Source organism: Nocardia sp. BMG111209, from assembly GCF_000381925.1.
Taxonomy (GTDB): domain Bacteria; phylum Actinomycetota; class Actinomycetes; order Mycobacteriales; family Mycobacteriaceae; genus Nocardia.
This window is the reverse complement of record NZ_KB907307.1, coordinates 1,825,257-1,848,367: the sequence shown is the minus strand read 5'-3', so window position 1 is coordinate 1,848,367 and position 23,111 is coordinate 1,825,257. Positions and strand designations below refer to the sequence as shown.

At 68.2% G+C, this 23,111-nt stretch carries 20 protein-coding genes; 12 read left to right on the top strand and 8 right to left on the bottom strand.

From position 1 onward, the window contains the following. Nucleotides 1-248: 248 nt before the first annotated feature. Nucleotides 249-1,532: an APC family permease gene (locus tag G361_RS0108420; RefSeq protein WP_155981363.1), complete on the bottom strand. Its 1,284-nt coding sequence runs from the start codon at nucleotides 1,530-1,532 to the stop codon at nucleotides 249-251. A 40-nt stretch (nucleotides 1,533-1,572) separates the two neighbouring features. On the opposite strand from G361_RS0108420, the gene G361_RS0108415 reads away from it, so the two are divergent. Beyond that, nucleotides 1,573-2,547 (top strand): GlxA family transcriptional regulator, encoded by a 975-nt coding sequence (locus G361_RS0108415; RefSeq protein WP_019926625.1) that lies wholly within the window; start codon nucleotides 1,573-1,575, stop codon nucleotides 2,545-2,547. On the opposite strand, the gene G361_RS42800 is transcribed toward G361_RS0108415, so the two are convergent. Then, entirely contained in the window at nucleotides 2,520-4,856 is a 2,337-nt protein-coding gene (locus G361_RS42800; protein WP_019926624.1) for an AAA family ATPase, read from the bottom strand. The genes G361_RS0108415 and G361_RS42800 overlap by 28 nt on opposite strands. A 315-nt stretch (nucleotides 4,857-5,171) precedes the next feature. On the opposite strand from G361_RS42800, the gene G361_RS0108405 reads away from it, so the two are divergent. The 3 genes from G361_RS0108405 to G361_RS0108395 all read left to right on the top strand — a co-directional run bounded on the left by G361_RS0108405 (nucleotide 5,172) and on the right by G361_RS0108395 (nucleotide 9,498). Continuing rightward, on the top strand, nucleotides 5,172-6,425 hold the full coding sequence (locus tag G361_RS0108405) for a hypothetical protein (RefSeq protein WP_196814445.1): 1,254 nt from the start codon (nucleotides 5,172-5,174) through the stop codon (nucleotides 6,423-6,425). Nucleotides 6,426-6,808: 383 nt separating this feature from the next. After that, nucleotides 6,809-9,067 (top strand): sensor histidine kinase, encoded by a 2,259-nt coding sequence (locus G361_RS42795; protein ID WP_052172634.1) that lies wholly within the window; start codon nucleotides 6,809-6,811, stop codon nucleotides 9,065-9,067. Between the two features lie 62 nt (nucleotides 9,068-9,129). Then, nucleotides 9,130-9,498 (top strand): DUF742 domain-containing protein, encoded by a 369-nt coding sequence (locus G361_RS0108395; RefSeq protein WP_019926623.1) that lies wholly within the window; start codon nucleotides 9,130-9,132, stop codon nucleotides 9,496-9,498. A gap of 12 nt (nucleotides 9,499-9,510) precedes the next feature. Here the strand turns inward: G361_RS0108395 and G361_RS42790 are convergent, their stop codons facing one another. Beyond that, entirely contained in the window at nucleotides 9,511-10,482 is a 972-nt protein-coding gene (locus G361_RS42790) for a LysR family transcriptional regulator (RefSeq protein ID WP_019926622.1), read from the bottom strand. A gap of 243 nt (nucleotides 10,483-10,725) precedes the next feature. Here G361_RS42790 and G361_RS0108385 point away from each other — a divergent pair, with 243 nt between their 5' ends. The 5 genes from G361_RS0108385 to G361_RS0108365 all read left to right on the top strand — a co-directional run bounded on the left by G361_RS0108385 (nucleotide 10,726) and on the right by G361_RS0108365 (nucleotide 14,867). Next, nucleotides 10,726-11,364, top strand: coding sequence for an NAD(P)-dependent oxidoreductase (locus G361_RS0108385; RefSeq protein WP_019926621.1), 639 nt, complete (start codon nucleotides 10,726-10,728; stop codon nucleotides 11,362-11,364). Between the two features lie 148 nt (nucleotides 11,365-11,512). Further along, a complete protein-coding gene (locus tag G361_RS0108380; protein WP_019926620.1) occupies nucleotides 11,513-12,271 on the top strand; it encodes an SDR family oxidoreductase in 759 nt (252 codons plus the stop codon). Nucleotides 12,272-12,290: 19 nt separating this feature from the next. Continuing rightward, the gene (locus tag G361_RS0108375) at nucleotides 12,291-13,082 is read left to right on the top strand and encodes an SDR family NAD(P)-dependent oxidoreductase (RefSeq protein ID WP_019926619.1); all 792 of its coding nucleotides are present in this window, start codon (nucleotides 12,291-12,293) and stop codon (nucleotides 13,080-13,082) included. A 62-nt stretch (nucleotides 13,083-13,144) separates the two neighbouring features. After that, on the top strand, nucleotides 13,145-13,885 hold the full coding sequence (locus tag G361_RS0108370; protein WP_019926618.1) for a hypothetical protein: 741 nt from the start codon (nucleotides 13,145-13,147) through the stop codon (nucleotides 13,883-13,885). Next, nucleotides 13,878-14,867 (top strand): sigma-70 family RNA polymerase sigma factor, encoded by a 990-nt coding sequence (locus tag G361_RS0108365; RefSeq protein ID WP_019926617.1) that lies wholly within the window; start codon nucleotides 13,878-13,880, stop codon nucleotides 14,865-14,867. The genes G361_RS0108370 and G361_RS0108365 overlap by 8 nt, the downstream gene beginning before the upstream one ends. Here the strand turns inward: G361_RS0108365 and G361_RS42785 are convergent. Beyond that, nucleotides 14,842-15,717, bottom strand: coding sequence for a carotenoid biosynthesis protein (locus G361_RS42785; protein ID WP_019926616.1), 876 nt, complete (start codon nucleotides 15,715-15,717; stop codon nucleotides 14,842-14,844). The genes G361_RS0108365 and G361_RS42785 overlap by 26 nt on opposite strands. A 270-nt stretch (nucleotides 15,718-15,987) precedes the next feature. Here G361_RS42785 and G361_RS0108355 point away from each other — a divergent pair, with 270 nt between their 5' ends. After that, entirely contained in the window at nucleotides 15,988-16,665 is a 678-nt protein-coding gene (locus G361_RS0108355) for a TetR/AcrR family transcriptional regulator (protein WP_019926615.1), read from the top strand. A 60-nt stretch (nucleotides 16,666-16,725) separates the two neighbouring features. On the opposite strand, the gene G361_RS0108350 is transcribed toward G361_RS0108355, so the two are convergent. Further along, entirely contained in the window at nucleotides 16,726-17,511 is a 786-nt protein-coding gene (locus G361_RS0108350) for an SDR family oxidoreductase (protein WP_036494749.1), read from the bottom strand. Between the two features lie 276 nt (nucleotides 17,512-17,787). Here G361_RS0108350 and G361_RS0108340 point away from each other — a divergent pair, with 276 nt between their 5' ends. Continuing rightward, nucleotides 17,788-18,024, top strand: coding sequence for a hypothetical protein (locus G361_RS0108340; RefSeq protein WP_019926612.1), 237 nt, complete (start codon nucleotides 17,788-17,790; stop codon nucleotides 18,022-18,024). Between the two features lie 48 nt (nucleotides 18,025-18,072). Here the strand turns inward: G361_RS0108340 and G361_RS0108335 are convergent, their stop codons facing one another. Beyond that, the gene (locus tag G361_RS0108335; RefSeq protein ID WP_019926611.1) at nucleotides 18,073-18,747 is read right to left on the bottom strand and encodes a hypothetical protein; all 675 of its coding nucleotides are present in this window, start codon (nucleotides 18,745-18,747) and stop codon (nucleotides 18,073-18,075) included. 534 nt (nucleotides 18,748-19,281) lie between these two features. After that, complete coding sequence (locus tag G361_RS48135; RefSeq protein ID WP_196814444.1) at nucleotides 19,282-20,277, bottom strand: LacI family DNA-binding transcriptional regulator; 996 nt, start codon at nucleotides 20,275-20,277, stop codon at nucleotides 19,282-19,284. Nucleotides 20,278-20,602: 325 nt separating this feature from the next. Between G361_RS48135 and G361_RS0108320 the strand changes: the two genes are divergently transcribed. Further along, complete coding sequence (locus tag G361_RS0108320; RefSeq protein WP_019926608.1) at nucleotides 20,603-21,535, top strand: LysR family transcriptional regulator; 933 nt, start codon at nucleotides 20,603-20,605, stop codon at nucleotides 21,533-21,535. A 4-nt stretch (nucleotides 21,536-21,539) separates the two neighbouring features. On the opposite strand, the gene G361_RS0108315 is transcribed toward G361_RS0108320, so the two are convergent. After that, nucleotides 21,540-22,928 carry an ABC transporter substrate-binding protein gene (locus G361_RS0108315; RefSeq protein WP_019926607.1) on the bottom strand — a complete coding sequence of 463 codons (1,389 nt, stop codon included), beginning with the start codon at nucleotides 22,926-22,928 and terminating at the stop codon, nucleotides 21,540-21,542. Between the last annotated feature and the right edge of the window lie 183 nt (nucleotides 22,929-23,111).

The following is a 23,111-nucleotide window of genomic DNA, read 5'->3' as shown; positions in this document are numbered from 1 at the left end:
TCGGAGAGGGTTTCTCGACATGTCACGAATATTGCGCAGCGGCGCGCGATATCGTGCCTGCCGTGTGAAATGTGATTCCGTGTGGGTGACCCCATCACCCTGACGTGACGATTCAACACTACGGCTATGTAACTGTCAAGTTATAGTTCGATGTCCAATATGGTGATCGATCAGCAAACATTGGATAGGCGTGCACGTGCAGAGTTTGCTGTAAACCGGGCGGTAATTTATGGCCGGTGCGCCGGAACTCATCGTCGCGCCTCGTCCGGCCGGGTCCGGGCGCGTGTGGCGGCCCCGGCGGCGGCGACCACCGCGGCGATCGCCACGGGCAGCAGCAGATGCCATCCGGCGAAGGGAACCGTGATCAACAGCAGCGCGATCGTGATGGCGGCGAGCAACCGCAACCGGCCGCGGAACAGCCGGGCCGCCGCGGCCGCGCCCAGCAGATAGGTGGCCAGCACGAGCACGGACGGGACGAAGACGATGTCGTCGGTTCCCCAGCCGAACAGTACGGAACCGATCAGCCCCCCGGCGCCGATCGCGCCGACCGCGAGGACCGCCAGATGCGGTACGCCGTGCCGATTCTGGCGGGACAGAACCGGGGGCGCCCAGCCGTCGCGGGCGAGGGCGTAACCCAGCCGCGAGACCGAGGCGACGAACGCGTTGGTGGTGCCGAGGCAGATGACGACCGCGGCGACGGCCACGACGGTCACCGCCGAGACGCCGAGCCCGTGCTGGATGACGATCCCGAGCGAGATCCGGTCCAGGGCCCGCGCGCCGTACGAGCCGGTCCCGACGACGGCGAACGCCACGCCGAGGTAGAGGACGCTGACGATCAGGATGGTCAGCACGGTCGCCCGGGGCAGGTTGCGGCGGACGTCGCGGAACTCCGCCGACAGATGCGCGATCGCCTCCCAGCCGGCGAAGGCGAAGAACAGCACGACCACGGCCTGTCCGATACCGCTGATCCCGTGCGGTGCGAACGGGGTCAGCTCGCTGGTCCGGATCTGCGGCGCCGCGACCGCGATCACCGCCAGCAGGATCACCGCGACCCCGGCCGCGAGACCGATCTGCACCCGCGCGCCGAGGCGCAGCCCGACGAGGTTCGCGACGAGCGCGGCCGCGAGGATCACCGCCGCGATGGCGGGGGCCCAGGCCTGATCCGCGCCGAGCGCGTCGGCGACGTAGTATCCGGCGGTCAGCGGCACGATCGTCTGCCCGACCGAACCGGCGATGAAGTACCACCACCCGGCGATCCCGCCCGCCGACGGCCCGAACGCGCGCGCCGCGAACGTCGCGACGCCGCCCTCGTCCGGGAATCGGGAGGCCAGCGCCGCGAAGGTGAACGCCAGCGGAAGTCCCATCAGCGCGCTGAACCCCCAGGAGATCAGCGAGGCGGGCCCGGCCAACGAGGCTGCCTGCCCGGGGAATACGAGAACACCGGCGCCGAGGATCGCGCACACGTACAGTGCGACGCCCTGGACCAATCCGATCGTTTCGGCCGGAGGGGATGTCTGTTTCGTTGTCGTCACCGTCTCATCTCAGTCTCGCTCCGGCCCCAGGACGAGTGTCATGATCGACGTCATGCGCAAGAATTCCGACACCCATCGGGTCGCGGTGGCGGTTATGCCCGGAGCGCCCATCTTCGAGCTCGCCGTGCCGTGCGAGGTGTTCGGCGTCGCGCGGCCCGAACTCGCCGACCCCTGGTACGAGTTCGCGCTGTGCGCGACCGAGCCGGGGACGGTGATCGCCGGTGGGTTCGCCGCTCCCGCCGCCTTCGGTCTCGACGACCTGATCACCGCGGACACCGTGATCGTGCCCGCGTGCACCAACGTCCACGAGCGGCAACCGGCCGGTCTCGTCGCCGCGGTCGCCGAGGCGCACGCCCGGGGCGCGCGCATCGCCGCACTGTGTTCCGGCGCCTTCGTGGTCGCGCAGGCCGGTCTGCTCGATGGACGCCGTGCCACCACGCACTGGATGCACGCCGACGAACTGCGCCGCCGCTTTCCCGCGGTGATCGTCGACGAAACCGTCATCAGCGCGAGTGACGACCGGGTGCACACCTCCGCCGGGACCGCGGCCGCGATCGATCTCTGCATCGATCTCGTCCGGCAGGATCACGGGACCGCGGTCGCCAACGCGCTCGCGCGGCGCATGGTCACCCCGCCGCATCGCGACGCCGACCAGGCGCAGTACATCCTCAGCCCACTGCCCGCGGCGGCCGCCTCACCCCTGAGCAACATCACCGACTGGGCGCTCGCGCATCTGCACGAGCCGATCCGGTTGCGCGACCTCGCGGCCCGCGCACACCTGAGCGAGCGGCAACTCACCCGCCGGTTCCTCGAGGTCTACGGCCGCACCCCCGGCGACTGGCTCATCCGGGAACGGCTGCGGCGGGCCCAGGAACTGCTGGAACTGACGGATCTGACCATCGATCGCGTCGCCTCCCAGTCCGGTTTCGCCACCGCCGCCGGCCTGCGGGCCGCCTTCGCCCGCCACCTGCACCTGGCCCCCAGCGACTACCGCAACACCTGGCGCGCGGCCTGAATCCTGGTGCGGGACAACCGGACGAGCTCCGGCATGCCCGGCCCGATCGAATCGGGGAACCGGGGTATGCCGTGGTCGGCGCACTGCCGCAGCATCGGGACGGCGACGTTCCCGGCTTCGTCGCGGCGGCCGGCCGCCCACAGGCAGCAGGCGTACAGCAGGGTCGCCTCGAGGAGTGCGCGGGGACGCCGCTGGGGCGTGATCTCCCGAACGAGGATCTCCGCCCGGCCGATCGCGGTGGCGGTCGCGCGGGCGGTGCGGTCGGCCAGCAGTAGCCGGATCGCGGAGCCGTGTTCGAGTTCGGCGACGAGGGTCGCGATCCTGGTCTGCTGCCGCCGGTAGGGCGGCAGCTCGATCAGCCGGGTACGGATGTCGCCCGGGACGGGCAGGCCGAGCCGGATGCGCTCGTCGGTCAGGCGGGCCGCGAGGCGGGGCAGCGCGCGCTTCTCGGCGATCCGCGACCCGGTGGTCAGCAGATGTTCGGCTCGTTCCGGATCACCCAGGGCCGCGGCGACGCGAGCCCCGGCGCCGTAGGTGGCCGACAGGAACTCCACCGTGCCGACGTCGCGACGCAGTGCCGCGCTGGCGTCGAGCAGTGCGCGGGCCTCGAGCAGCCTGCCCTGTTCGTAGCGCAGTTCGCCGAGCAGCGCGCCGGCCAGCGTCGACGCCCGCGCCGCGGTATCCGAGCGGTGGACCACGGTCGTGGCCGCGGCGAAATACGTTTCCGCGCCGGGGATGTCGAGTTGCTCCAGCGCCGCGGCGCCGAGGATGCAGTGGCTGAGCAGCATCAGATACGGCCCGCGTCCGCGGCTGTGGCGCACGGCGACCCCGTGCCAGTGCCGGACCGCCGGGAAGTCGAACCGGTTCAGGGCATCGATGGCGGCCAGGTTGGCGGCCGTCACCGCGAGCGCGGGCGCGTCGAGGTCGTCGATGTGCCGGATCACCAGATCGGGAACGCCCTCGAAACGGTCGGACAGAAAGTGTTCCATGCCGACCATCAATGCGGCCTGCACCCGGATCGCGGTGGCCTCCCGGTCCGGCAGCGCGCCGCCCGCGTCGACGGTGGCGAGCGCCCGGCGCACGGCGGCATGAACCTGCTCCCGGCGCGCCAGCGACAGATTCGCCCATGCCACGCACAGCTGCAACCGTGGCCGCGACTCCGTCAGCGGTCGCGGCAATTTCTCCATCAAGCCGAGAAACGTTGCGATCCGCGAGGATTCGATCAAGGCCACGGCATGCGCCTCGACCACGTCGACCGCGCGTTCGGGCAGCTCCGCGGCCAGGGCGTGATCGACCGCCTCGGCGAACAGTTCCCGCTCGGCGAACCACGTTGCGGCACAGGTGTGGAGCGGGATCACCCGGTCGGGGTCCCAGTATCGGAGCCGGCGCTGCAGATGGCCCGCGAACAGCGGATGGAAACGGAACCACTCGCCGCGCTCGTCCAGGCGCTGGAGGAACAGATTCCGGTCGGCGATCTGTTCCAGCAGTGCGGCGCTGTCGGGCCGGCCGGTCAGCGCTTCCGCCAGATCGGCGCAGATCCGGGTGCCGATCGTGGCCGCCATCAGGAATTCGTGCAGCGCGGGCTCCAGCGAACCCAGCACATGTTCGGCCAGATAGTCACCGACGACATGATGGCGGCCGGTGAGATTGTCGATGAAGGCGGCCGGATCGTCGCAACCGGTCAGCGACAGCCGGGCCAGCTGCAATCCGGCGGGCCAGCCCTCGGTCGACTCCTGCAACGTGGCCACCTCGGCGGGGGACAGCGGCAGACCGCTCACCCCGACCAGGAAGTCGGTCACCTCGTCGTTGTCGAAACGCAGTGCGGTGGCGTCGATTTCGACGAGACCACCCGGGACGGTGGCCGGCACCGCGGGGCGGCCGCGGCCGACGATCGCGATCCGCAGCTGCGCACATCCGTGTTCGAGCAGATACGCCACGGCGTCCCGGGTCTCGTCGCTGCACACCTCGTGCCAGTCGTCGAGGACGAGCGCCAGTGGCCTTGCGGCGGTACGGATTTCGTCGATCAAGGCCGACAGGACCGGACCGGCCGAATCCGAGCAGTGCTCCTCCAGACGCGTGCGCAACTCGCCGCCGAGGTCGGGCCGGACCCGGTGGATCGCGTCGAGCAGATGGGTCAGGAACCAGACCACATTGCCGTCGTCCCGCTCGACGGTCAGCCACGCCACCGGCGTACCGCCGGCTTCGAGCTCGCGAACCCACTGCATCGCGAGGGTGGTCTTACCGAATCCGGCCGGGCCGTGGATCAGGACCAGCCGCGGTTGCCGATCGGCGCGCAGAACACTCAGCAACCGTGTGCGGGCAACTCCGGAGCGAGCCTCCTCCGGCGCCGGGCGATCCACCGCCCTCATACCCGGACCCCGATCCCGGACGGGCCCGTTGACCGATATCCGCCGGTCGAGCACGAATTGTTCCGGACCGCGGCGAGACCACCCGGGGCTGCCGTTGTCGAATGAGTGTCGATCCCGGACATGATGGCGGCCACGATACGCCCTCCGCCGGGGGGTAACTGTCTGTTTCCGGGAAATTGTCCGGGCTTGGGTCCGGTACGGTCCGCGACGGCCATTGCTGAGCGCGGGCAACGATGCTTTGAGAAAGTCGTGTACGTGACGTATCGGTATCGAAATCTGACCCACGCCCTCGAGGACCCCGCCAGCCCGTTGCGCGCCCACTTCCACCAGCGTTTCCCCAACGTGCGACCCGTGCAGGACGGCTACCGGCAGGCATCGGGTCCGATCGCGGTGGACACGGTCACCGCGAACCCCGGAACCGTCGGCGCCGCATTCGATCTCCTGCTGCGGTTCCGTCTCGATCCCGGATATCGTCCGCGCGACGCCGCCGCGGCGGAACCGATCGCGAGTGTGGCCCGCCATGTCGCCACGGTCTACGACGTTTCCGCGAAAGCCGGTGCGGCCGTTGGGCAGTCGCCGGCCGACGACTCCCTGGCGGTGGCCGTGCGGGCCTGCTGGGCGCTGGCCCTCACCACCGAGCTGTACCGCAATCCGCTGCTCCTGCTCGGCTCGCTGCCGGCCGATCTGATCCGCGCGGGTGATTTCACCACCGAGGCGCTGCTGGCGCTGGCGCCGGACGACGCGGTCGAACTGGTGGGATCGCTGTACACGCGGGCGGCCACCGAACTGGGCGAAATTCTCACCGGCGCGCACGACACGGTGGCGCTGGGCGCGACATTCGCCGCGTCGCAGTCGTGTCCCGGCGATGCGGACATCATCGTCGACGGCATGCTCATCGACGTGAAGACCCGGCTGGGGAATCGGAACAAGCGATCCGGCGTGCGCTCGGATTCGTTGCCGCGCAACGACATCTATCAGCTCATCGGGTACGCGCTGTTCGACCACGTGGACGAGTATCGGTTGACCGACGTCGCGGTCTACTCGGCCCGCTTCGCGACGCTGCACAGGTGGCCGCTGCAGGAGCTGCTGGACACCGTGGCGGGTGAACCGGTCGACCTCGCCACGGAACGAGCCGCCGTCCGGACCCTGCTCGGCGCACCCGCCGCCGACCCCGGCCCGAGTGTCGAGCCGCAACCGGCCACCGTCTCCGCTCCCGACGCCGTCTCCGCGCCGTCGGATATCGCGACATCCGATGCCGCCGAACCGGAGTCGGGCACCGTCTCGTCGGCGCCGGATACCGTGACGGCCGATGCCGCCGAGCCGGAGTCGGACAGCGACTCCGCGCCGTCGGATACCGATGCCGCCGAACCGGAGTCGGGCATCGTCTCCCCGCCGCCCGGCACGGCGGCGGCAACACCGGCGGAGCGCCGCGCCTGGGGACGCTTCACGCAGTGGAGCAGCCGCGTCGTCCGCTTGGGCAGGAGACGCCGCACACCCGGAGATCGCTGAGGCACAACAAGTTCCGGCTGTCCCGGCCGGGCTCTGCCATCAGGCATGCCGGATTCGCATGCGTCCATGCGACAGGCGCATATCAGCGAGGTCCGGATTCGCGTGGGGCGACAATCGGGTCGAATCGCCAAGGCGCTGAGCAGTTCACGTTCGCATGGACGGAGGGAGAGAAGACGCCCGTGACAACCCGATCGGTGTCGCGTCCGGAACCATGCTGCACGTGAAGACTACGTTCGCCACCACCTCCGCCTGGCTGTTCATGCGGCGAAGAGCCGAGCCTCGAATCCATAGGGACAGGTCACCGAAAATTCCGGCGAGGTGGCCGTGCCGCTCTGGCGGCAGACTAGATATTTCAGACGGGATTTCACGTGCAACGAGTCAGATTGTCGAGTGTTCGCACTCGCATTCTTGCGATCGCTTTCGTCCCCAGCCTGGCACTGTTCGGCATCGGCGCCGGTTACACCATCTATCTGAGCGATGAAGCCGGACATGCCGAGGATTATTCGCGCAACATGGTGGACAGCCTGGCCTACAGCGAGAACCTGATCAGCTCGGTCGAGCGGGAACGCCTGCTCTCGATGTCGCAGCTGTCCGGTCAGGACGCGAACGCGAAGGCGCTGGCCGAGGCTCGGGCCCGTTTGGACAAGGCGCTGGCGGCCTTCAACACCAGCGGCAAGAGCATGCAGAAGATCGGCGGTGAAATCCAGGCGAAACAGGCCGAGGCCTTCAACAATCTCATCCACAATCAGCTGCCGGCGCTGCGGCTCGGGGTCGACGCCGGCGCTGTGCAGGTCTCCGATGTGTATGCCTTCTACACCGGCCTTCTCAACGGTATCGACAACGGCGGCAGCAAGGTGGTCGGGCAGAACGCACCCACCATCGCCACCGCGGTCAACGACATGATCTCGCTGAAACTGGTGCAGTCGATCGAGGCGAATTCCCGGGGCAGCGCCCTGACCGTGGTGGCGGCCAGCGGCAGCCTGCCGCCGGCGCTGGCGGAGGAGTTCCGCAACACCATCGGCCTCTACCATGCGCTGCTCAATCAGCTGGTCAACGACCTCGACGGCCCCGATGTGAAACTCGTGCAGGACCTGCTGGCAAGTCCCGCGCTGGCGAAGGTGAGCACGATGGAGGAGACGCTGCTGCACCCCACGCCGACCAGAACCACTGCGACACCGCCGCTTCCGATGAGCATCGAGGACTGGCGGGCAGCGGCGGACTCGGTGAGCGAGCAATTGTTCGCACTGAAACTGCAACATGATTCGCGCTCGAGCCTGACGGCCGCGGATCTGGCGCATTCGCGGTCGCGGGCCGTGTTGGTCAGTGGTGGTAGCGCGATCGCGCTGGCGATCGTGGCGTTCGCGATTGCGGTGTTGCTGGCGAATCGGATCATCGCGCGGTTGCGTCGATTGCGTTCGGAGACACTGGCTCTGGCGGAGGTGCAGCTGCCCGAAACGATGCGCAAGATCGATGCCGGGGAACAGGTCGATCCCGCCGCGGAGGCCGCGCACCTGGACTTCGGCAACGACGAGATCGGTGAGGTGGCGCAGGCTTTCAATCGTGCGCATACTGCGGCGGTGTCGGCGGCGATCACCGAGGCGCGTACTCGTGAGGGTGTGCGGTCGGTGTTCTTGAATATCGCGCATCGGAGTCAGATCGTGGTGGCGCGGCAGTTGGAGTTGCTGGATCAGGCCGAGTCGAAGCAGGAGGATCCGGCGTTGCTGGACACCTTCTTCCGTCTCGATCACCTCGCGACCCGTGAACGTCGTAACGCCGAGAATCTGATCATCCTCGGTGGCGGTAAACCGGGCCGGCAGTGGCGGCGCCCGGTGCCGTTGATGGAACTGGTCCGCAGCGCCGTCGCCGAGACCCTGGACTATGCGCGGGTGAACACGCATCGTCTGCCGCGGGTGTTCGTGCTGGGCAATGTGGTCGCCGACCTCATGCACCTGCTGGCGGAGTTGGTGGACAACGCGACCGCGTTCTCCCCGCCGCAGTCCCGGGTCGACGTGACCGGCAACAGTGTCGGCAAGGGTGTGGTCGTCGAGGTCAGCGATCAAGGCATGGGCATGCCCGCCGACGAACTGGAACGCGTCAACGAGATGTTGCGTAACCCACCGGATTTCGGTCTCGCGACCCTGTCGGCGGATTCCCGTCTGGGATTGTTCGTGGTGGCGCAGTTGGCCACCCGTCACGGTATCTCGGTGCGGTTGACCGACTCCGATTACGGTGGGATCCGTGCGATCGTGTTGATCCCGGCGGGTTTGATCACCACCGACACCCCCGTCGCCGACCACCTGCGCGACCGGATCCCGGTCCGCCGCACACCGACCCCGGCGCCGACCCCGGCCGCGGTTGCCGGTTCGGCCCTGCTGTCCTCTCTCGGAACAGGTTCTCCGGTAAGGGCATTCGCGTCGGAGCGCGAACCCGAGGGAACCACCGTGCCACCGCTCGGCGAGCAGCAGGCAGAGCCGTCCTCTCCATCCGGGTACGGTGCGGATCAGGGCGAGGCGCCTGCCGCCCCCATCGAGCACGGGCCCCGCTACAGCCGGCATCCGCTCTCGCAGCCGTACCCCACGGGCTCGAATCCAGCCGTTCCGAACGATCAGAACGGCGAGGACGACTACTTCCACAGACGGTGATCCGGACCCGGGTCCCACCACGGAAACCTTCCAGCGAATCATCGTGATGACGGATTGCGACAATGCACAACGATCACTTCAGGTTCGACGAAAATGCTCCGCTGTTGCGGCCCTATGCCATGATCCGGGGCCGCACCGTCAACTCCCGGCCCGAACTGGACATGCTCACCTTCGTGGTGACCGTCGAATACGGGCCACGGTTGCGTCACCCGGAACCGGAGTACGCCGACATCATCGGACTGTGCCGCGTTCCGCAGTCGGTGGCCGAGGTATCGGCGAAACTGCGATTACCGTTGGCGGTCACCAAGATTCTGGTCGGTGACCTCATCGGTGACGGATACCTCGACTACCGGGCCCCGGCACATTCCGACGTGGGGCCCGTGGATCTGGGCATGCTGCGCGCGGTTCTCGGTGGTATCCGCCGACTCTGATCGAGCGCGAACCTACCCGTCGCCCTCGGTCGCGAGCACCGGGTTGCCGAGGACACCGTCGCCGACCGAATAGGCCGACGGCCAGCGACCGTCCTGGATCTCGCGGTGTACGACCCCGGTCAGCAACTGTGCGATGCGCTGCGCCGCGATCCGGGTCTCGTGTGCCGGAGAGGTCATCAGGACGATGCGCCGCGTGATCGCCGGATCGCGCAGGGGTGCGGCGCTGAGTTTCCCGGTCGCCAGATCACCGGCGACCGTGATCAGCGGAAGGATCGTCCACCCCACCCCGGCCGCAACCAGTTGCCGGAGCACGTGATGTGAGCTCGTGGTGGCCGCGATGCGCGGACCGCTGCTCGCGAAGCCCACCCGGTCGAGTGAGGACCGCAGGGCAGTGCCCGGTGGCAGCATCACCAATCGGTTGCCGACGACCTCACGCAGCGAGATCGGCGATTGCGCGCGCAGGCCGGCCGCTGCGGGAGCGACGACCCACAGTGGTTCGGCGGCAAGCGGACTCACGCGCAACCCCATCGTCCCGGTGATCTCGGTGGTGAGGCAGAGATCCAGATAGCCCCGCATCGCGTCGCGATGCAGGCGCCTGGCGTCGCCGGTGATCATGCGGAGGTCCACGGGTGGGCCGTGCCGATGCACGGCCGAAATCAACGTGACGCCAACGACTTCGGCCAGACTGTCCAACAGTCCGACGGTGACGATCTCGCTGGGCGTATCCGGCAGCGGGGTGATGTCCAGACGAGCGCGGCCGAGTTCGTCCAGGGCGCGCCGACTGCGATCCACCATGATCGCGCCGGCTCGGGTCAGAACCATGCCACCCGGTGTGCGATCGAACAGCGTGACGCCGAGTTCCTGCTCGAGCGCCTGGATCTGCCGGGTGACCGAGGACTGGATCAGATGCAGCACTTCGGCGGCGCGAGTGACGCTGCCCAGCTCGGCAACCGTCAGGAACGCGGTCAGGTGCTTGGTGTCCATGTCGACCCGCCGTGCTCCTCCGGACCGAGATGCCGACCGAACGAAACTTCCCGGCCATCGAGGTCAAACTGTGATGTCAGTCACCAGTAACCAGGTTACACCAAGCGCGCGATGCGGCAAAACCGAGCCTCTCCCTGCCGCGGAGACCGATGAGTTTCCCGGTTGGCGATCCTCCACCTATGTGGAGGCCCGGCGACCGCCGCGGCCGGCAGACGAAATTCATCCTGTCCTTCGAGGAGCGCAATGTCGACAATCGCGGTATTCGGCGCCACCGGATTTTCCGGCGGCAACATCGCCACCGAGGCGTCGGCTCGCGGGCATCGAGTCATCGCCGTCGCACGCAATACGGAAACGTTGACGGGCCGCAGCGAACTGGACATTCGTCCGGGGTCGCTGTTCGACGAGAGTTTCGTGCGCGATGTCGCATCCGAGACCGACACGCTGGTGGTTGCGCTGCAGGCGCACGGCACCGGACTGGCCGACTACATTCCGACGCTCGGCCGAATCGCATCCGAGAACACGGTGCGCCTCGGTTTCGTGGGCGGCGCCGGAAACCTGCGGGTCGCACCGGACGGACCGCGAGTACTCGACACCCCACTGTTCCCGGAGGAATTCCGGGACGACGGCAATGCCCATGCCGCGGTGATGGCACAGTTGCGCGCACTACCGGATGACGTGGACTGGTTCAGCCTGTCCCCACCGGCCGTCTACCACGCGGACAATCCCGGCACGCGCACGGGCACCTTCCGCGTGGGCGACGATGCCCTGCTGGTCGACGCCGCGGGAAATTCCTATATCGGCGGCGAGGACTACGCGATCGCCTTCGTGGACGAGATCGAGAAACCGACCCGGCACCGGACAGTGTTCACCGTCGCCTACTAGCCGCCGCGGATCGGGCACCGATCATTCTCGCGGCGAACTCCCCTCTACATGTACAGGAGGTGATCGGTATGACCGCAACGGTCGTGAGTCGGTACGAGGCACGCAGCCGATATCGGAAGTTCGGGTGGCGCGGCACGGGAGCGTCGCGATGAGCCCGGCGGACCGGCCGCCCACCACGGCGGTGGTCACCGGGGCAAGTCGCGGCTTCGGCGCGGCTGTCGCCGCCGCGCTGATCGGCCGGGGGCACCGAGTCGTCGGTGTCGCGCGCACCGCGGACGCGCTGGCGGAGGTGCGCCGGGAACTGGGCTCGGAGTTCGTACCGGTGGTCGCCGACGCGGCCGATGCGGAGATCGCCGGTGCCCTGATCGAGCGGTACCGGCCCACGGTATTGGTGCTCAACGCCGGCGCGACTCCCGGTATCGGACCGGTGCACGAACAGACGTGGGAATCGTTCAGCCGCAACTGGCAGGTCGATACCCGGCACGTTTTCCACTGGATCGGTGCGGCGCTGCGGTACCCGTTGGCGCCGGGAAGCCTGGTGGTGGCGATATCCAGTGGTGCGGCCGTAGGCGGCTCACCGCTCAGCGGCGGCTATTCCGGCGCGAAGGCGATGATCCGATTTCTCGCGGGATACGCCGCCGAGGAATCCCGCCGTGCCGGACTCGGCATCGGCTTCGTCACGGTGCTGCCGCAACTGACGCCCGCCACCGAACTCGGCGCCGCCGGGGTGGCCGCGTACGCGGGCCGCCGGGGAATCGACACGGCCACATTCACAGCGGCATTCGAACCGCTGCTCACCCCCGCCATCGTCGGATCCGAGATCGCGCGGCTGTGTCAGGACACCGGCGACCCGGACGAGCACCGGGTGTTTCGGATCGACGGCCACGGTCTTCACGCACCGGCGTGAACAACGGAAAGAGAAGGTCATGTTGTTGGAAAGCAAGAACGTCGTCGTCTACGGCGCGGCCGGCGCGGTCGGTAGCGCGGTCGCCCGCGCATTCGCCGACGAGGGTGCCAGGGTGTTCGTGACCGGTCGCAATCGCGATGCGGTCGACACGGTCGCGAAGGAGATCACGGCAGCCGGCGGCGCGGCCGAGGCCGCGGTGGTGGATGCCGGGGACGAGAGCGCGGTGAGCGAGCACCTGGCCGCGGTGGTCGCCGACGCGGGCGGAATCGACGTGTCGTTCAACGCGATCGGGCTCTCGCCGGTGGGATTGCAGGGAATTCCGCTCGCGGACTTGCCGGTTCGGGATTTCCTGCACCCGATCGAGACATATACCCGGGCTCATTTCGTGACCGCGAAATCCGCTGCCCGGCACATGATCTCCCGGGGTTCGGGAGTGATCATGATGCACACTCCCGAACCGGCCCGCCTGCCCATGCCGCTGGTGGGTGGGATGAGCGTCGGGTGGGCGGCGATGGAAGGTCTCAACCGGGCGCTGTCGGCCGAATGGGCCCAGCACGGCGTTCGCACGATCTGCCTGCGCACCACGGGCATGGTGGAGACGCCGGTCATCCACACCGTGTACGGGCTGCACGCCGATGCCATCGGTGTCACGAAGGATCAGATGATCGAGATGGCGGGTGGGATGACCCACCGCAAGCGCCTGACCGCACTGGCCGAACTCACACAGGTGGCGGTATTGCTCGCCTCCGATCGGGCATCGGCGATGACGGGCACCGTCGCCAACCTGACCGGCGGAATCATCGCCGACTGACCACCCTGCCCCGGCCACACCGTATCGGTGGCCGGGGCACCGTTCATGGAGGAGTAAGAACAGTGAACGATCTACTCGCGAACGCCGTCGCCGCGCACGGCGGCCTGGATCGATGGAACCGGATCCACACGATCACCGTCGACGCCGCCATCACGGGGGCCTTCTGGCAGATCAAAGGACAAGGCGACGCGCTGGGCGATGTCCGGTTCGAGGTGGACACCACGAAGCAGCGGCTGACCATGGACTTCGCCGGCCGGGACCGCCGGTCGGTCTTCGAGCCCGACCGGGTCGTGCTGCAACAGCCGATCGGCACCGTGGTCCGGACGCGCCACGACCCGGAACGGTCGTTCGACGGCCACCAGTTCGAAACCCCTTGGGACGAACTGCATCTGGCCTACTTCACCGGGGAGGCGCTCTGGACCTACCTGAACACCCCGTTCCTGTTCACCTGGCCCGGATTCGTTTCCGAGGAGATCGCCCCGATCGAGGCCGACGGTGAAATCTGGCGGCGGCTGAAAGTGACCTTCCCCGAACACATCAAGAGCCACACCCGCACGCAGGTGTTCTGCTTCGGGCCGGACGGGCTGCTGCGCCGCCACGATTTCACCATCGACATCGTCGGCCGGACCGTCGAGTCCCAGCTCTACGCCACCGATTATCGCGACGTCGAGGGCAGCATCATTCCCGCCACCCGACGCGCGTATGCCCCGATGGGCGATCGGCAGATCCTGTTCGTCGGCATCGACATGGCCGAGATCGCGGTGGCCTCAGCGGAATCGGTGGATCATGCACACCATGACTGAGGCCGAGGAGGACGAATTCTCGAGGCTGAGCGAACCTTTCCGGCGCGAACTGCTCGCCTACTGCTACCGGATGCTCGGCTCGGTCGACGACGCCGAAGAGGTGGTGCAGGACGTCTACCTCGACGCCTGGCGTGCCTACGACAGGTTCGAGGGCCGGTCGTCCCTGCGCACCTGGCTGTACCGCATCGCGACCCGGGCGTGCTTCAAGGCGCTCGAGAAGAGCAGACGCCGGCCGCTGCCCGCGGATCTCGGTGCCCCCCAAGCCGATCCGGATGCGAGGCTCCGCAGGACGGTGGGGGAGGTGCTGTGGCTCCAGCCGATCCCGGATTTCCTGTTCACCGCGGCGCCGGCCGATCCGGCGACGGTCGTGGTGGAACGACAGACCATGCGGCTGGCGCTGGTGGGAGCGCTGCAGCAGCTGCCGCCGCGGCAACGGGCCGTGCTCATCCTTCGCGATGTGCTGCAATGGCATACCGCCGAGGTGACGCAACTACTGGGGATGACGACAGCGGCGGTCAACAGCGCGCTCCAGCGCGCTCGAACCCAGGTACCGCTCAGCCAGGACAATCTGGCCGAACCCGCCGAACCACAGCAGCGGGCCCTGCTCGACCGATACGTCGCCGCCTTCGAAACCGCGAATGTCGATGAGCTCGTTGCGGTTCTGACCCAGGACGCGAGATGGGAGATGCCGCCGATCGCGACCTGGTTCGAAGGCCGCGACACCATCCTGGCCTTCCTCGCCCGGCAGATGGGCGTGATCGGACCTGCCACCCTGGTCGCCACATCCGCCAACGGACAGCCCGCCTTCGCGGTCTACGTCCGCGACGGCGCGGGCGGGTACCGGCCCCACGCACTGCACGTGCTGACATCCACCGCCGACGGTATCGGCCGCATCGTCGCATTCCATGGCGGAGAACTGTTTCCGCTGTTCGGGGTGGACCCGGACATGGCGGGTATCACTGTCGCTCGCCGGCCAGCCTGATCAAGGCGAGCAGGGCGATCGGGACCATGACGAACAGGCCGGCGGCCAGGGATCCGTCGTAGATGTCGGCGGTGACGAAGGTGCGGTTGCCGCGGGTCACCGTGGGGTCGTGAGGGTATGTCCGGGCCAGGTACGGGACGGCGGCGCTGATCAGCCAGACGATGGCGACCAGGTACCGCGGTATCCGGGTGGGAGTGGCCGGGCCGCGCCGCACGAGGGCGAAGATCTGGAAGATCAGCCAGCTCGTCAGCAGCCAGCCGAAGAAGTTGGACAGCGGGACGCCGAACAGGCCGCTCGGGGAATCGTACGAGTACAGGTTGCGCACCGTGCCGGCCACCGGATCGAGGACGAAGTCGTAACCACCGACGATGAAGGCGGCGACCAGCGGAACCAGATAGCGGCGGGTGGGCTCGCTCGCGGTGTCGGCGCCGGTCACCGTGCGGGCCAACAGCCACGCCAGCCAGGCGAGCACCACCCAGCCCACGACCACCGACGGCGGCACACCCAGCAGCTTCGGGCCCGGCTGGTGGTGAACGTAGTGCCCGAACGGGAATCCGGTTGCGATGCTGCATGATTCCGCGGCGAAGCTCACCACCGCGGCGATCACCGTGAACGTCGCCAGCCCCCGGCCGCCGTAGTGGAGCCACGCCGTGGTGGCGGCGAGGACGGCCAGTGCCAGTCCCGCAACCGCTTCCGCCGTACTCGCCACGGCGGAACGCGTGACCGGCACGGTGATCGCGGTGGCGATCAGCCACAGACCGGCGGCGCCGCACGCTACCGCGATCGGCCCCCGTGGGGTGTCCCGGGGCGATGCGCCGGGGGCGGTGCTCACGGCTACACGTTCGTTCATCTCGTCCGCCTCGGTCGACTTACACGCGACAACTATTATTGACGTCTGTCAAATATGAGATCCAGTATCGCACAGGGCAACACACGAACCGAACTGTCCGCGTAATCGTCGAGATACGACTCGATCTGGGAATGATGCGGAAAATCCGGATAGCCCACCGGCATCGGGAAATCACGGAACGACAACTGATACTTGGACGATGAATACCGGCGACCGGCCGGGGTGGCTGGGAAGGCCGCCGGGGAACAGGGCACACTCGGTACATGAGCCATGATCGTCGTGCCACCGGCCGCGGGCCTGCGGACTGACGTGTCCGGGGTCGAGCACAGTGAAGGGGTTCTGGATCGGCGCGCACCCAAGCGTGGTGATCAGCGCCGCCTGGCCTTGTTGCGGGCGTTGGACGAGCGGCTGAAGGTACAGTTGCTCGACGAGATCAACGTCGCGGACATCACCGCGGCCGCGGGTGTCAGCCGATCCGCCTTCTATTTCTATTTCGAGGACAAGGCCGCCTGCGTGGCCGCGCTCGGTACCCAGATGCATCAGGAAATCCTCACGGCCACACGGCTTCTCGTCGACGGTGACGGCTCCCCGCACGAACGGCTGACCGGCGCGATCCACGGGGTGTTCGCCGCGTGGCGCAGCCATCGGCACCTGTTCCAGGCCATGCTCACCGCACGGCAACGCAACCAGGCCGTCCGCGAACTGTGGGACCGGACCCGGAAATCGTTCGCCCCGCCGCTGGCCGCGCTGATCGACGCCGAACGCGCCGCCGGCATCGCACCCCCGGGACCGGACAGTCACGCCCTGGCCACCGTCCTGCTCGAACTCAACGAACGCGCCCTCGAACAATTCGGCGCCACCGGCCCACCCGACGACGAGCAACGCGTGGAAACACTGATCGTGATCTGGTGGCGCGCCATCTACGCCGTGGTACCGCCGGACCGGTGACCCAGGAACCGGAGGCGGAATCGAGAAACCACGCACGGATCAGCGACACGGCCCGCAGGTTCACAATTCGATCGGTGCCCCGACCGACAACGGGGCGACGAAGCCGCCGTCCACATGAATGTCCTGACCGTTTATCCAGCCCGCGTCCGCCGAACCGAGAAAAGCGATCACCGGGACGATGTCGTGCACGGTCGCATGCCTGCCGACGGCCGCCTTGACGACCTCGAGGGTGTCCTTGCCCATCGACTCCTCGAAATCCGGGAGAATCGGTGTTTCCGTCGGTCCGGGACTGACCGTGTTGACCCGCACACCGAATTCCCGCCACGCCGTCGGCGCCAGCCGCTTCGCGTAGACGATCACCGCCTGCTTGGAAGTGCTGTACACCGGATACGCCGGATCCTGCCCGGCCTGCCAATCCAGCACCGCCGCCCGGTCGGTCGCCTCCAGAAGCCCCGCCAGCTCACCCACACGTTGCTGCCACCCCAGCGCGGCCACCGAGGCGACACCGACGATCGCGCCGCCACGCCGCATCGACGGAAGCATCCCCTCGGCCATCAACCGCAAACCGAGATAGTTCACCGTCAGCACATCACCGGCGGGCGCGGTTCCCGGCACACCCGCGACATAGGCCAGCAGATCCCAATCCGGGCCCAGATCACGCAGCAGTCCCGCAATCGCCGCCGGGTCACGCAGATCGCACCGCTCGTGACGACCGGCCGGCGTGTCACCGGCCCGAAGATCCACCGCGGCAACGAAATCCCCGCGACCGTGGAAATACGCGGCAGTCGCCGCACCGATCCCCGACCCGGCACCGACAACCACGACCCTGCGTTGCTGAACTACCACGAACGTCTCCACCGATCCTGTGAACACCGCCGCCCCAGCACGCCGGCACCGACCCTACCGAAAGCTCGACAGTAAGAGTAACGATAAATCAATACGATGAGCGGGGCAATGCCGGATCGAACCGGGCCGCCATCGATGCGTCCGACCGCAGGTGGGCTGTCCGGCGGTCGTCGACGACGTCATCCTTGCCGAATTGAATTACGGCGGTGGCGATCTGGCGCGATACGCGGCGGTCGCCTGCAACGTCCCGGCGAACCGCTGACGGAGGTCACCGCGGTGACGGCGCGGGAAACCCTGGCCGGCCACGGGCTGGTGTCCGGTGTGACGCTGGCGATCGAACCCGGCAACCTCGTACTCGATGTCGACGTGAAAGGCCAAGCGCCGGTGCCGATCACGGCGGCCGAAGGCCGGGTCAGCCGATTCCTGCGGACCTGGGGAATCGTCACCACCACCGACGGTCGCCGCGGTGTGGGCTGGCTGGAATGCAATCAAGCCCCGCCACCTTCGGCGTGACCCGACTGCGGATCGCGCAATCGTGGACCCACGGCCAATAGGTGTGGACTATCCGCAGCTCGCGGACAATGCCGAGGTCAGCAGGCGGTGATGTTCGGCGACGGCCGGCGTCCGGTGCTCCGCCGCCGCGCCGTACGGGCGGGTGTTGCCGCGCTGCCACTGGCTCAGCAACGACTGCACCGTGGTGGCGTCCTCCTGCTCGCCGCTGCGCGGCCGTCCCGCGCGCGTCGGCCGTGACACCCGCTCGCGCAGCGCTCGCCAGAACATCGAGGCCGAGTCGAAGACCGGTGCGCCGCCGGCCGGTTCGGTGTCGAAACCGACGACGAGCAGGTCGTGGTGGACGCTGTGCGGTGTACCGAAGATCAACTGCGACGTCAGATGCTGAAGTCCCAGTGCGCGTTCGGTCGGCCGGCGATCCAATGTCGTACCCGCATCGTGGATCAGGACCTCGACCGGGCCCGCCAGCCACGCCGCGGTCTCCGAGAACGCGTTGACCGAGGCCGGGTCGGTCAGCTCGAGTCGAGTGCCGAACGCATCGGCGCCGAGATCGTGCAATTCCGCGACCGCGTCCTCCGCATCCTCGAGTCGCGGCATTCCGACGACGATGACATGACCGGCGAACGCGAGCTGTGTCACCGCGTTCCACACCTGCCCCGGGCCGGTCGCCGCGACCACGACCCCGAAGTGATTATCGCCGGCCGGCGGAAGTGCGGACGAAGTCATGGTGAGCCACCTGTCATGTCGAGCGTCACACGGTGAGAGGCGTGGGTGCGGAGTCCGAGTGACCGACGGCCTCGCCGCCCTGAGACTAACAGTCGATAGTGCTGGCTATCAACGATTTTCGCGCCGAGAGCCCGGTCGGTCCGGGTGATCGGCATGCCGACAGCGGCCCACGTCGGCCCGGTCGCGTCGCATCGGTCGCGGTGCTGTGGCAGCCCGTCTCCTCGAACCCGTGAGCACGCACCGTGAGGTACTATACGGTAGTACTTACAGTTGGTAGGGCGACTCTTCGGAAGACGATGGGCGGCATCATCTCCCGGCTGCTCGAGGCTCCCGAGACGCGCGTCCGGCGCTGCACCCGGCAGGCCGTCGTCATCGCCGGTCGGCGCCGGCCCGGCACACCCGAAGAAACTGCACGAAAGGTCATGTCGTGTGTACCGAGGCGCCGGACTCGACGAGACCCTGGACAAACTCCAGGCACAGACCGACCAACAACGACTCGCCGAACCGATCACCCGACCGGCCGACTGAGACCGGTTACGTCGATTCCCCCTCGACGAGATGCAGGGCGTCGTCGAGGGCCGGCCGGTCCGGCGCGATCGTCCCGTCGAGGATGGTCCGGACGTCCCGGGCCGCGGCATCCATCAGCACTCTGATGTCGACGTCGACCGTCGTCAGTCGCGGCTTCCACAGCTGACCGATATCCGTGCGGTCGACACCCACCACGGACACCTGTCCGGGCACGGCGACATCGAGTTCCCGGGCCGCGCTCAGCACCGTCAGCGCCGCGATGTCGTTGTATCCGGCGACTCCGACCGGCCCGAACGGCAGTTCGGCGCGCAGGACCGCGACCGCGTCCACCAGGACCGGCACGAGATCGATGGCCACCGGCGCCGGCAGCCCCCGTCGCGCGCACGCGGTCCGCAGCGCTTCCAGCCGGCGGGTACTCAGTGGGTTGCGGCCGGCCTCGGGCACCGCGCCGAAGAGGATCCGGCGCGGGCCGCGGGCGACCAACTCCGCGACCTGTAATTCGGCGATCGCGTGGTCGAGGGGGATACCACCCGCGGTGAACGGCCGTTCCAACTCCGGGACCGTGGGTACGCCGTGGGCCAGCAGGCGAGCGCGGGCCGGGATGGTCAGCGCGCCGAAATCGACCACCGCCAGGGGCCGGAGTTTCAGTACCGCATCCGCGGTCGCGTCGGAATCGTCGCCGGCGAATCGCAACACCACGTTCGATTGCAGCCCGGTCGTCTGCTCGGCGAGGCGCTCGAGCGCCTCCTGCATCCGGGACCCGACACTGATGTTCGGGATCAGGACGACGATCGTATCCCCGCGACCCCGCACCAGGGACCGGCCGGCCGGCGACGGCCGATAGTCCAGGCGCTCCGCGGCCGCCCGCACCCGGGCCCGGGTGTGTTCGGGGAAGCGTTCGTCGCGCCCGTTGAGGATATGGCTGACAGTAGCACGTGATACTCCCGCCAGAGCTGCGACGTCGGCAGCGGTTGCCGGGCGTGTGCCATCGGAAAGGTCCACGAGTTCCATAGTTGCACGTCGATGCAACTGCTTGACAGGTATCACGTGGCGCTGGCTATCCTGTGCCTTGGTATCACGTGATAGCACGAGTTCGGCGACGCGCCGGGCCCGATCGGCCGCCCCGGAATCGAGCGTCGGGTGGCGCCGGCGACGTCGCGCGCGAGGACCCACTGCGGTGGCGGAATACGTCGCGCGGGAGTTGATCGGCCCGGTTCGCTCGACGGTCGGACGACACTGCCGGCCGTCGGCCCGACCGGCGCCGGCTCGGGTGACGGATCCGGCGAACACGGCGTGACCGCATGAGCACCGAGAGCGAGGGAACGTCATGGATCTGCGGCAGTTGCGAGCGTTGGTGACCATCGCCGAACTCGGCAGTGTCACCAAGGCCGCCGAGGCGTTGTTCCTGGTCCAGACCACGGTCACCAAGCAGATCCAGGCGCTGGAGCGGGAACTGGGCGTGGCGTTGTTCGACCGCGCCCGCTACGGCATGGAGCTGACCGCGGCCGGCCGGATCCTGGCCGAGCGGGCCGACGGGGTGTTCCGGGATCTGGACCGGGTGCACGCCGACTTGCGACCGGCCGCGGCCACACCCGAGGTGGTGGTGATCGGATTGCCGGAGAGTACGGCCGCGCTGTGCGCCGGCCGGCTGCTCCCGGCCGTGCGGCAGTGGTCGCCGGTCCGGCTGCACTTCGTCTACGGGCACAGCGACCACCTGCGGCGCCGGCTCGTCGCGGGAACGCTGGATGTGGCGTTGCTGTGCGACGCGATCGACGCACCGGAGCTGGATCTGGCGCCGTTGCTGACCGAGCGACTGTGGGTCGTGGCTGCGCCGGAGCTCGGCCTGCGCACCGATACCGAGATACCGTTGTCGCTGATGGCGGGTCGGCCGGTGGTGCTGCCCGAGCCCGGTGACCCGCTGCGCGACCTCGCCGAACTCGGCGCGGCCGAGCAGGGATTCATCCTCGACGTTGTCGCCCAGGCGAATTCGATCGCGATGGTGAAGCAGCTCGTGCGGGCCGGCCGGGGCTGGGCACTGCTACCGGCGGTGAGCATCCTGGACGAGGTGGCCGCCGGTGTGGTGAGCGCGGCGCCGACCGGAGATTCGCGGTTGCAGCGGACGGTGTCCGTGGGCGTCTCCCGCTCCCGGCCCCTGTCGGCCGCGGCCGAGCGCGTGCGGCACGAGCTGGTCGACGATGTCCGCGCCACCGCGGCCGAAGGCCACTGGCCCTCGACCGCGGTGGCGGGTGTCCCGCGGTGAGCGACTATTTCAGGTCGCTGCTGCTCTTGCCGACATCGGCCAGCGTCAGCGGCTTGCCGTAGTCGTGCTGCAGGGCGAGGGTCGGAGTGTCGCACCGATACACCCCGCCGTTCTCGGGCCCGAAATCGGCGGCCTGCCAGCCCGCGGCCGTGGCAACCTGGACGTCGTAGCAGGTAGCGGCCTTACCGGACGGGGACAGATCCTGCGGTGCCTGCAGGCCGCCGCCGGTCCACGCCGTTTCCGCGAGCGCATGATCGAGTACGCACTTGCGGGTCGGCGCGTCGCCGCACGCGGAGGCCGACTTGGCGAACAACGCCCACGCGATGAACGCGTGCAGCGCCGGCTCGGTGACGTCGGCGCCGGGTGCGTACTTCTTGTACAGGTCCTTCACCTGGGCGACCGCCGGGATGGTGTCCGCCGCGCTGAGCGGCGCGACTCCCGCGAGGTTCACGTAATTGTGTTGCGCCGCAATCGAATGCGACGCCAGCTGGAGGAACGACGAGGAGTAGGCATTGCTGTTGGCGTCGATCCAGTCGAGCTTGTAGTCCATATCCGTCAGCACGTCCTCCAGCTTCGCCAGCTGATGGAAGTCGCCGAGGAAGATCAGGCCCTTGACGCCTTTGGCCTTGATCGATACGGCGTACGGCGTCCAGTCGGTGACGCCGGCGGCGGGGTAGAGGTCGTTGTACACCACCGTGTCACCCTGCGCGGCGAAGATCTCGCCGTACTGCTCGGCGATCGGCTTGGTCATCGGCGAATCGCCGTTGATGATCCCGATCGCCGCGCCGGAACCCGGGTATCGCGTCGCGAGCCACTTGTAGTAGCCGGCATTCGGGGTGGCCACCGGTGTGGTGGGTGTGCCGTAGCCGGCCTGCAGGTCCGAGCCGATGTTGGTCACCTGCACCGGCTGCGCGGGGAAGTCCGGCAGCAGGCACGACAGCCGGTCCTTCACGGCGAGCCCGTCCAGCGCGGCGCCACCGCCGACCAGGGCGAAGTCGTCGCGGCAGGCATCGAGCATGCGCTGGCGGACCTCCATGAGCTTCGCGTCGTGGATATCGGTGACCAGCCGCCGCCCGTTCACACCGCCGGCGTCGTTGCACCAGCCGGTGAACACCTTCGCCGCGTCGACCAGTTCCGGATTCTTGGTGAAGCCGACATCGGTGAACACGCCGAGTTTGATCTCGCCGGCGGTGACGCCCTGCGCGGGGGCACTCGTGGGCTTACCCGAATGGCAGATGTTCTTCAGGTCGCCGAAATCGCCGGACGCGGTGGCAGCGGCGGCGGACCCGCCGTCGGTGGCGCGGCCTTCGCTGTTCTCGCCACCTCGGCTGCATCCCGCGGCCAGCAGGACGACGGCCAGCGTCGCGAGAACGATCTTGTGTGGTCTCACCACATCTCCTCAGTCGTGAACAGGCAGACCGCTGCCTGGGGCGCGCGCGGGACGGGAGCACGGCGATGCTTTCCGTGCCGCACATTCGATTCCGCGAAATGATCATTGGTGACCGGGGACACGATTGGGAAATGAAAGCAATTCATACCTGGAGGACAGGAGGTGATGCGAAACTTCCGATGATGC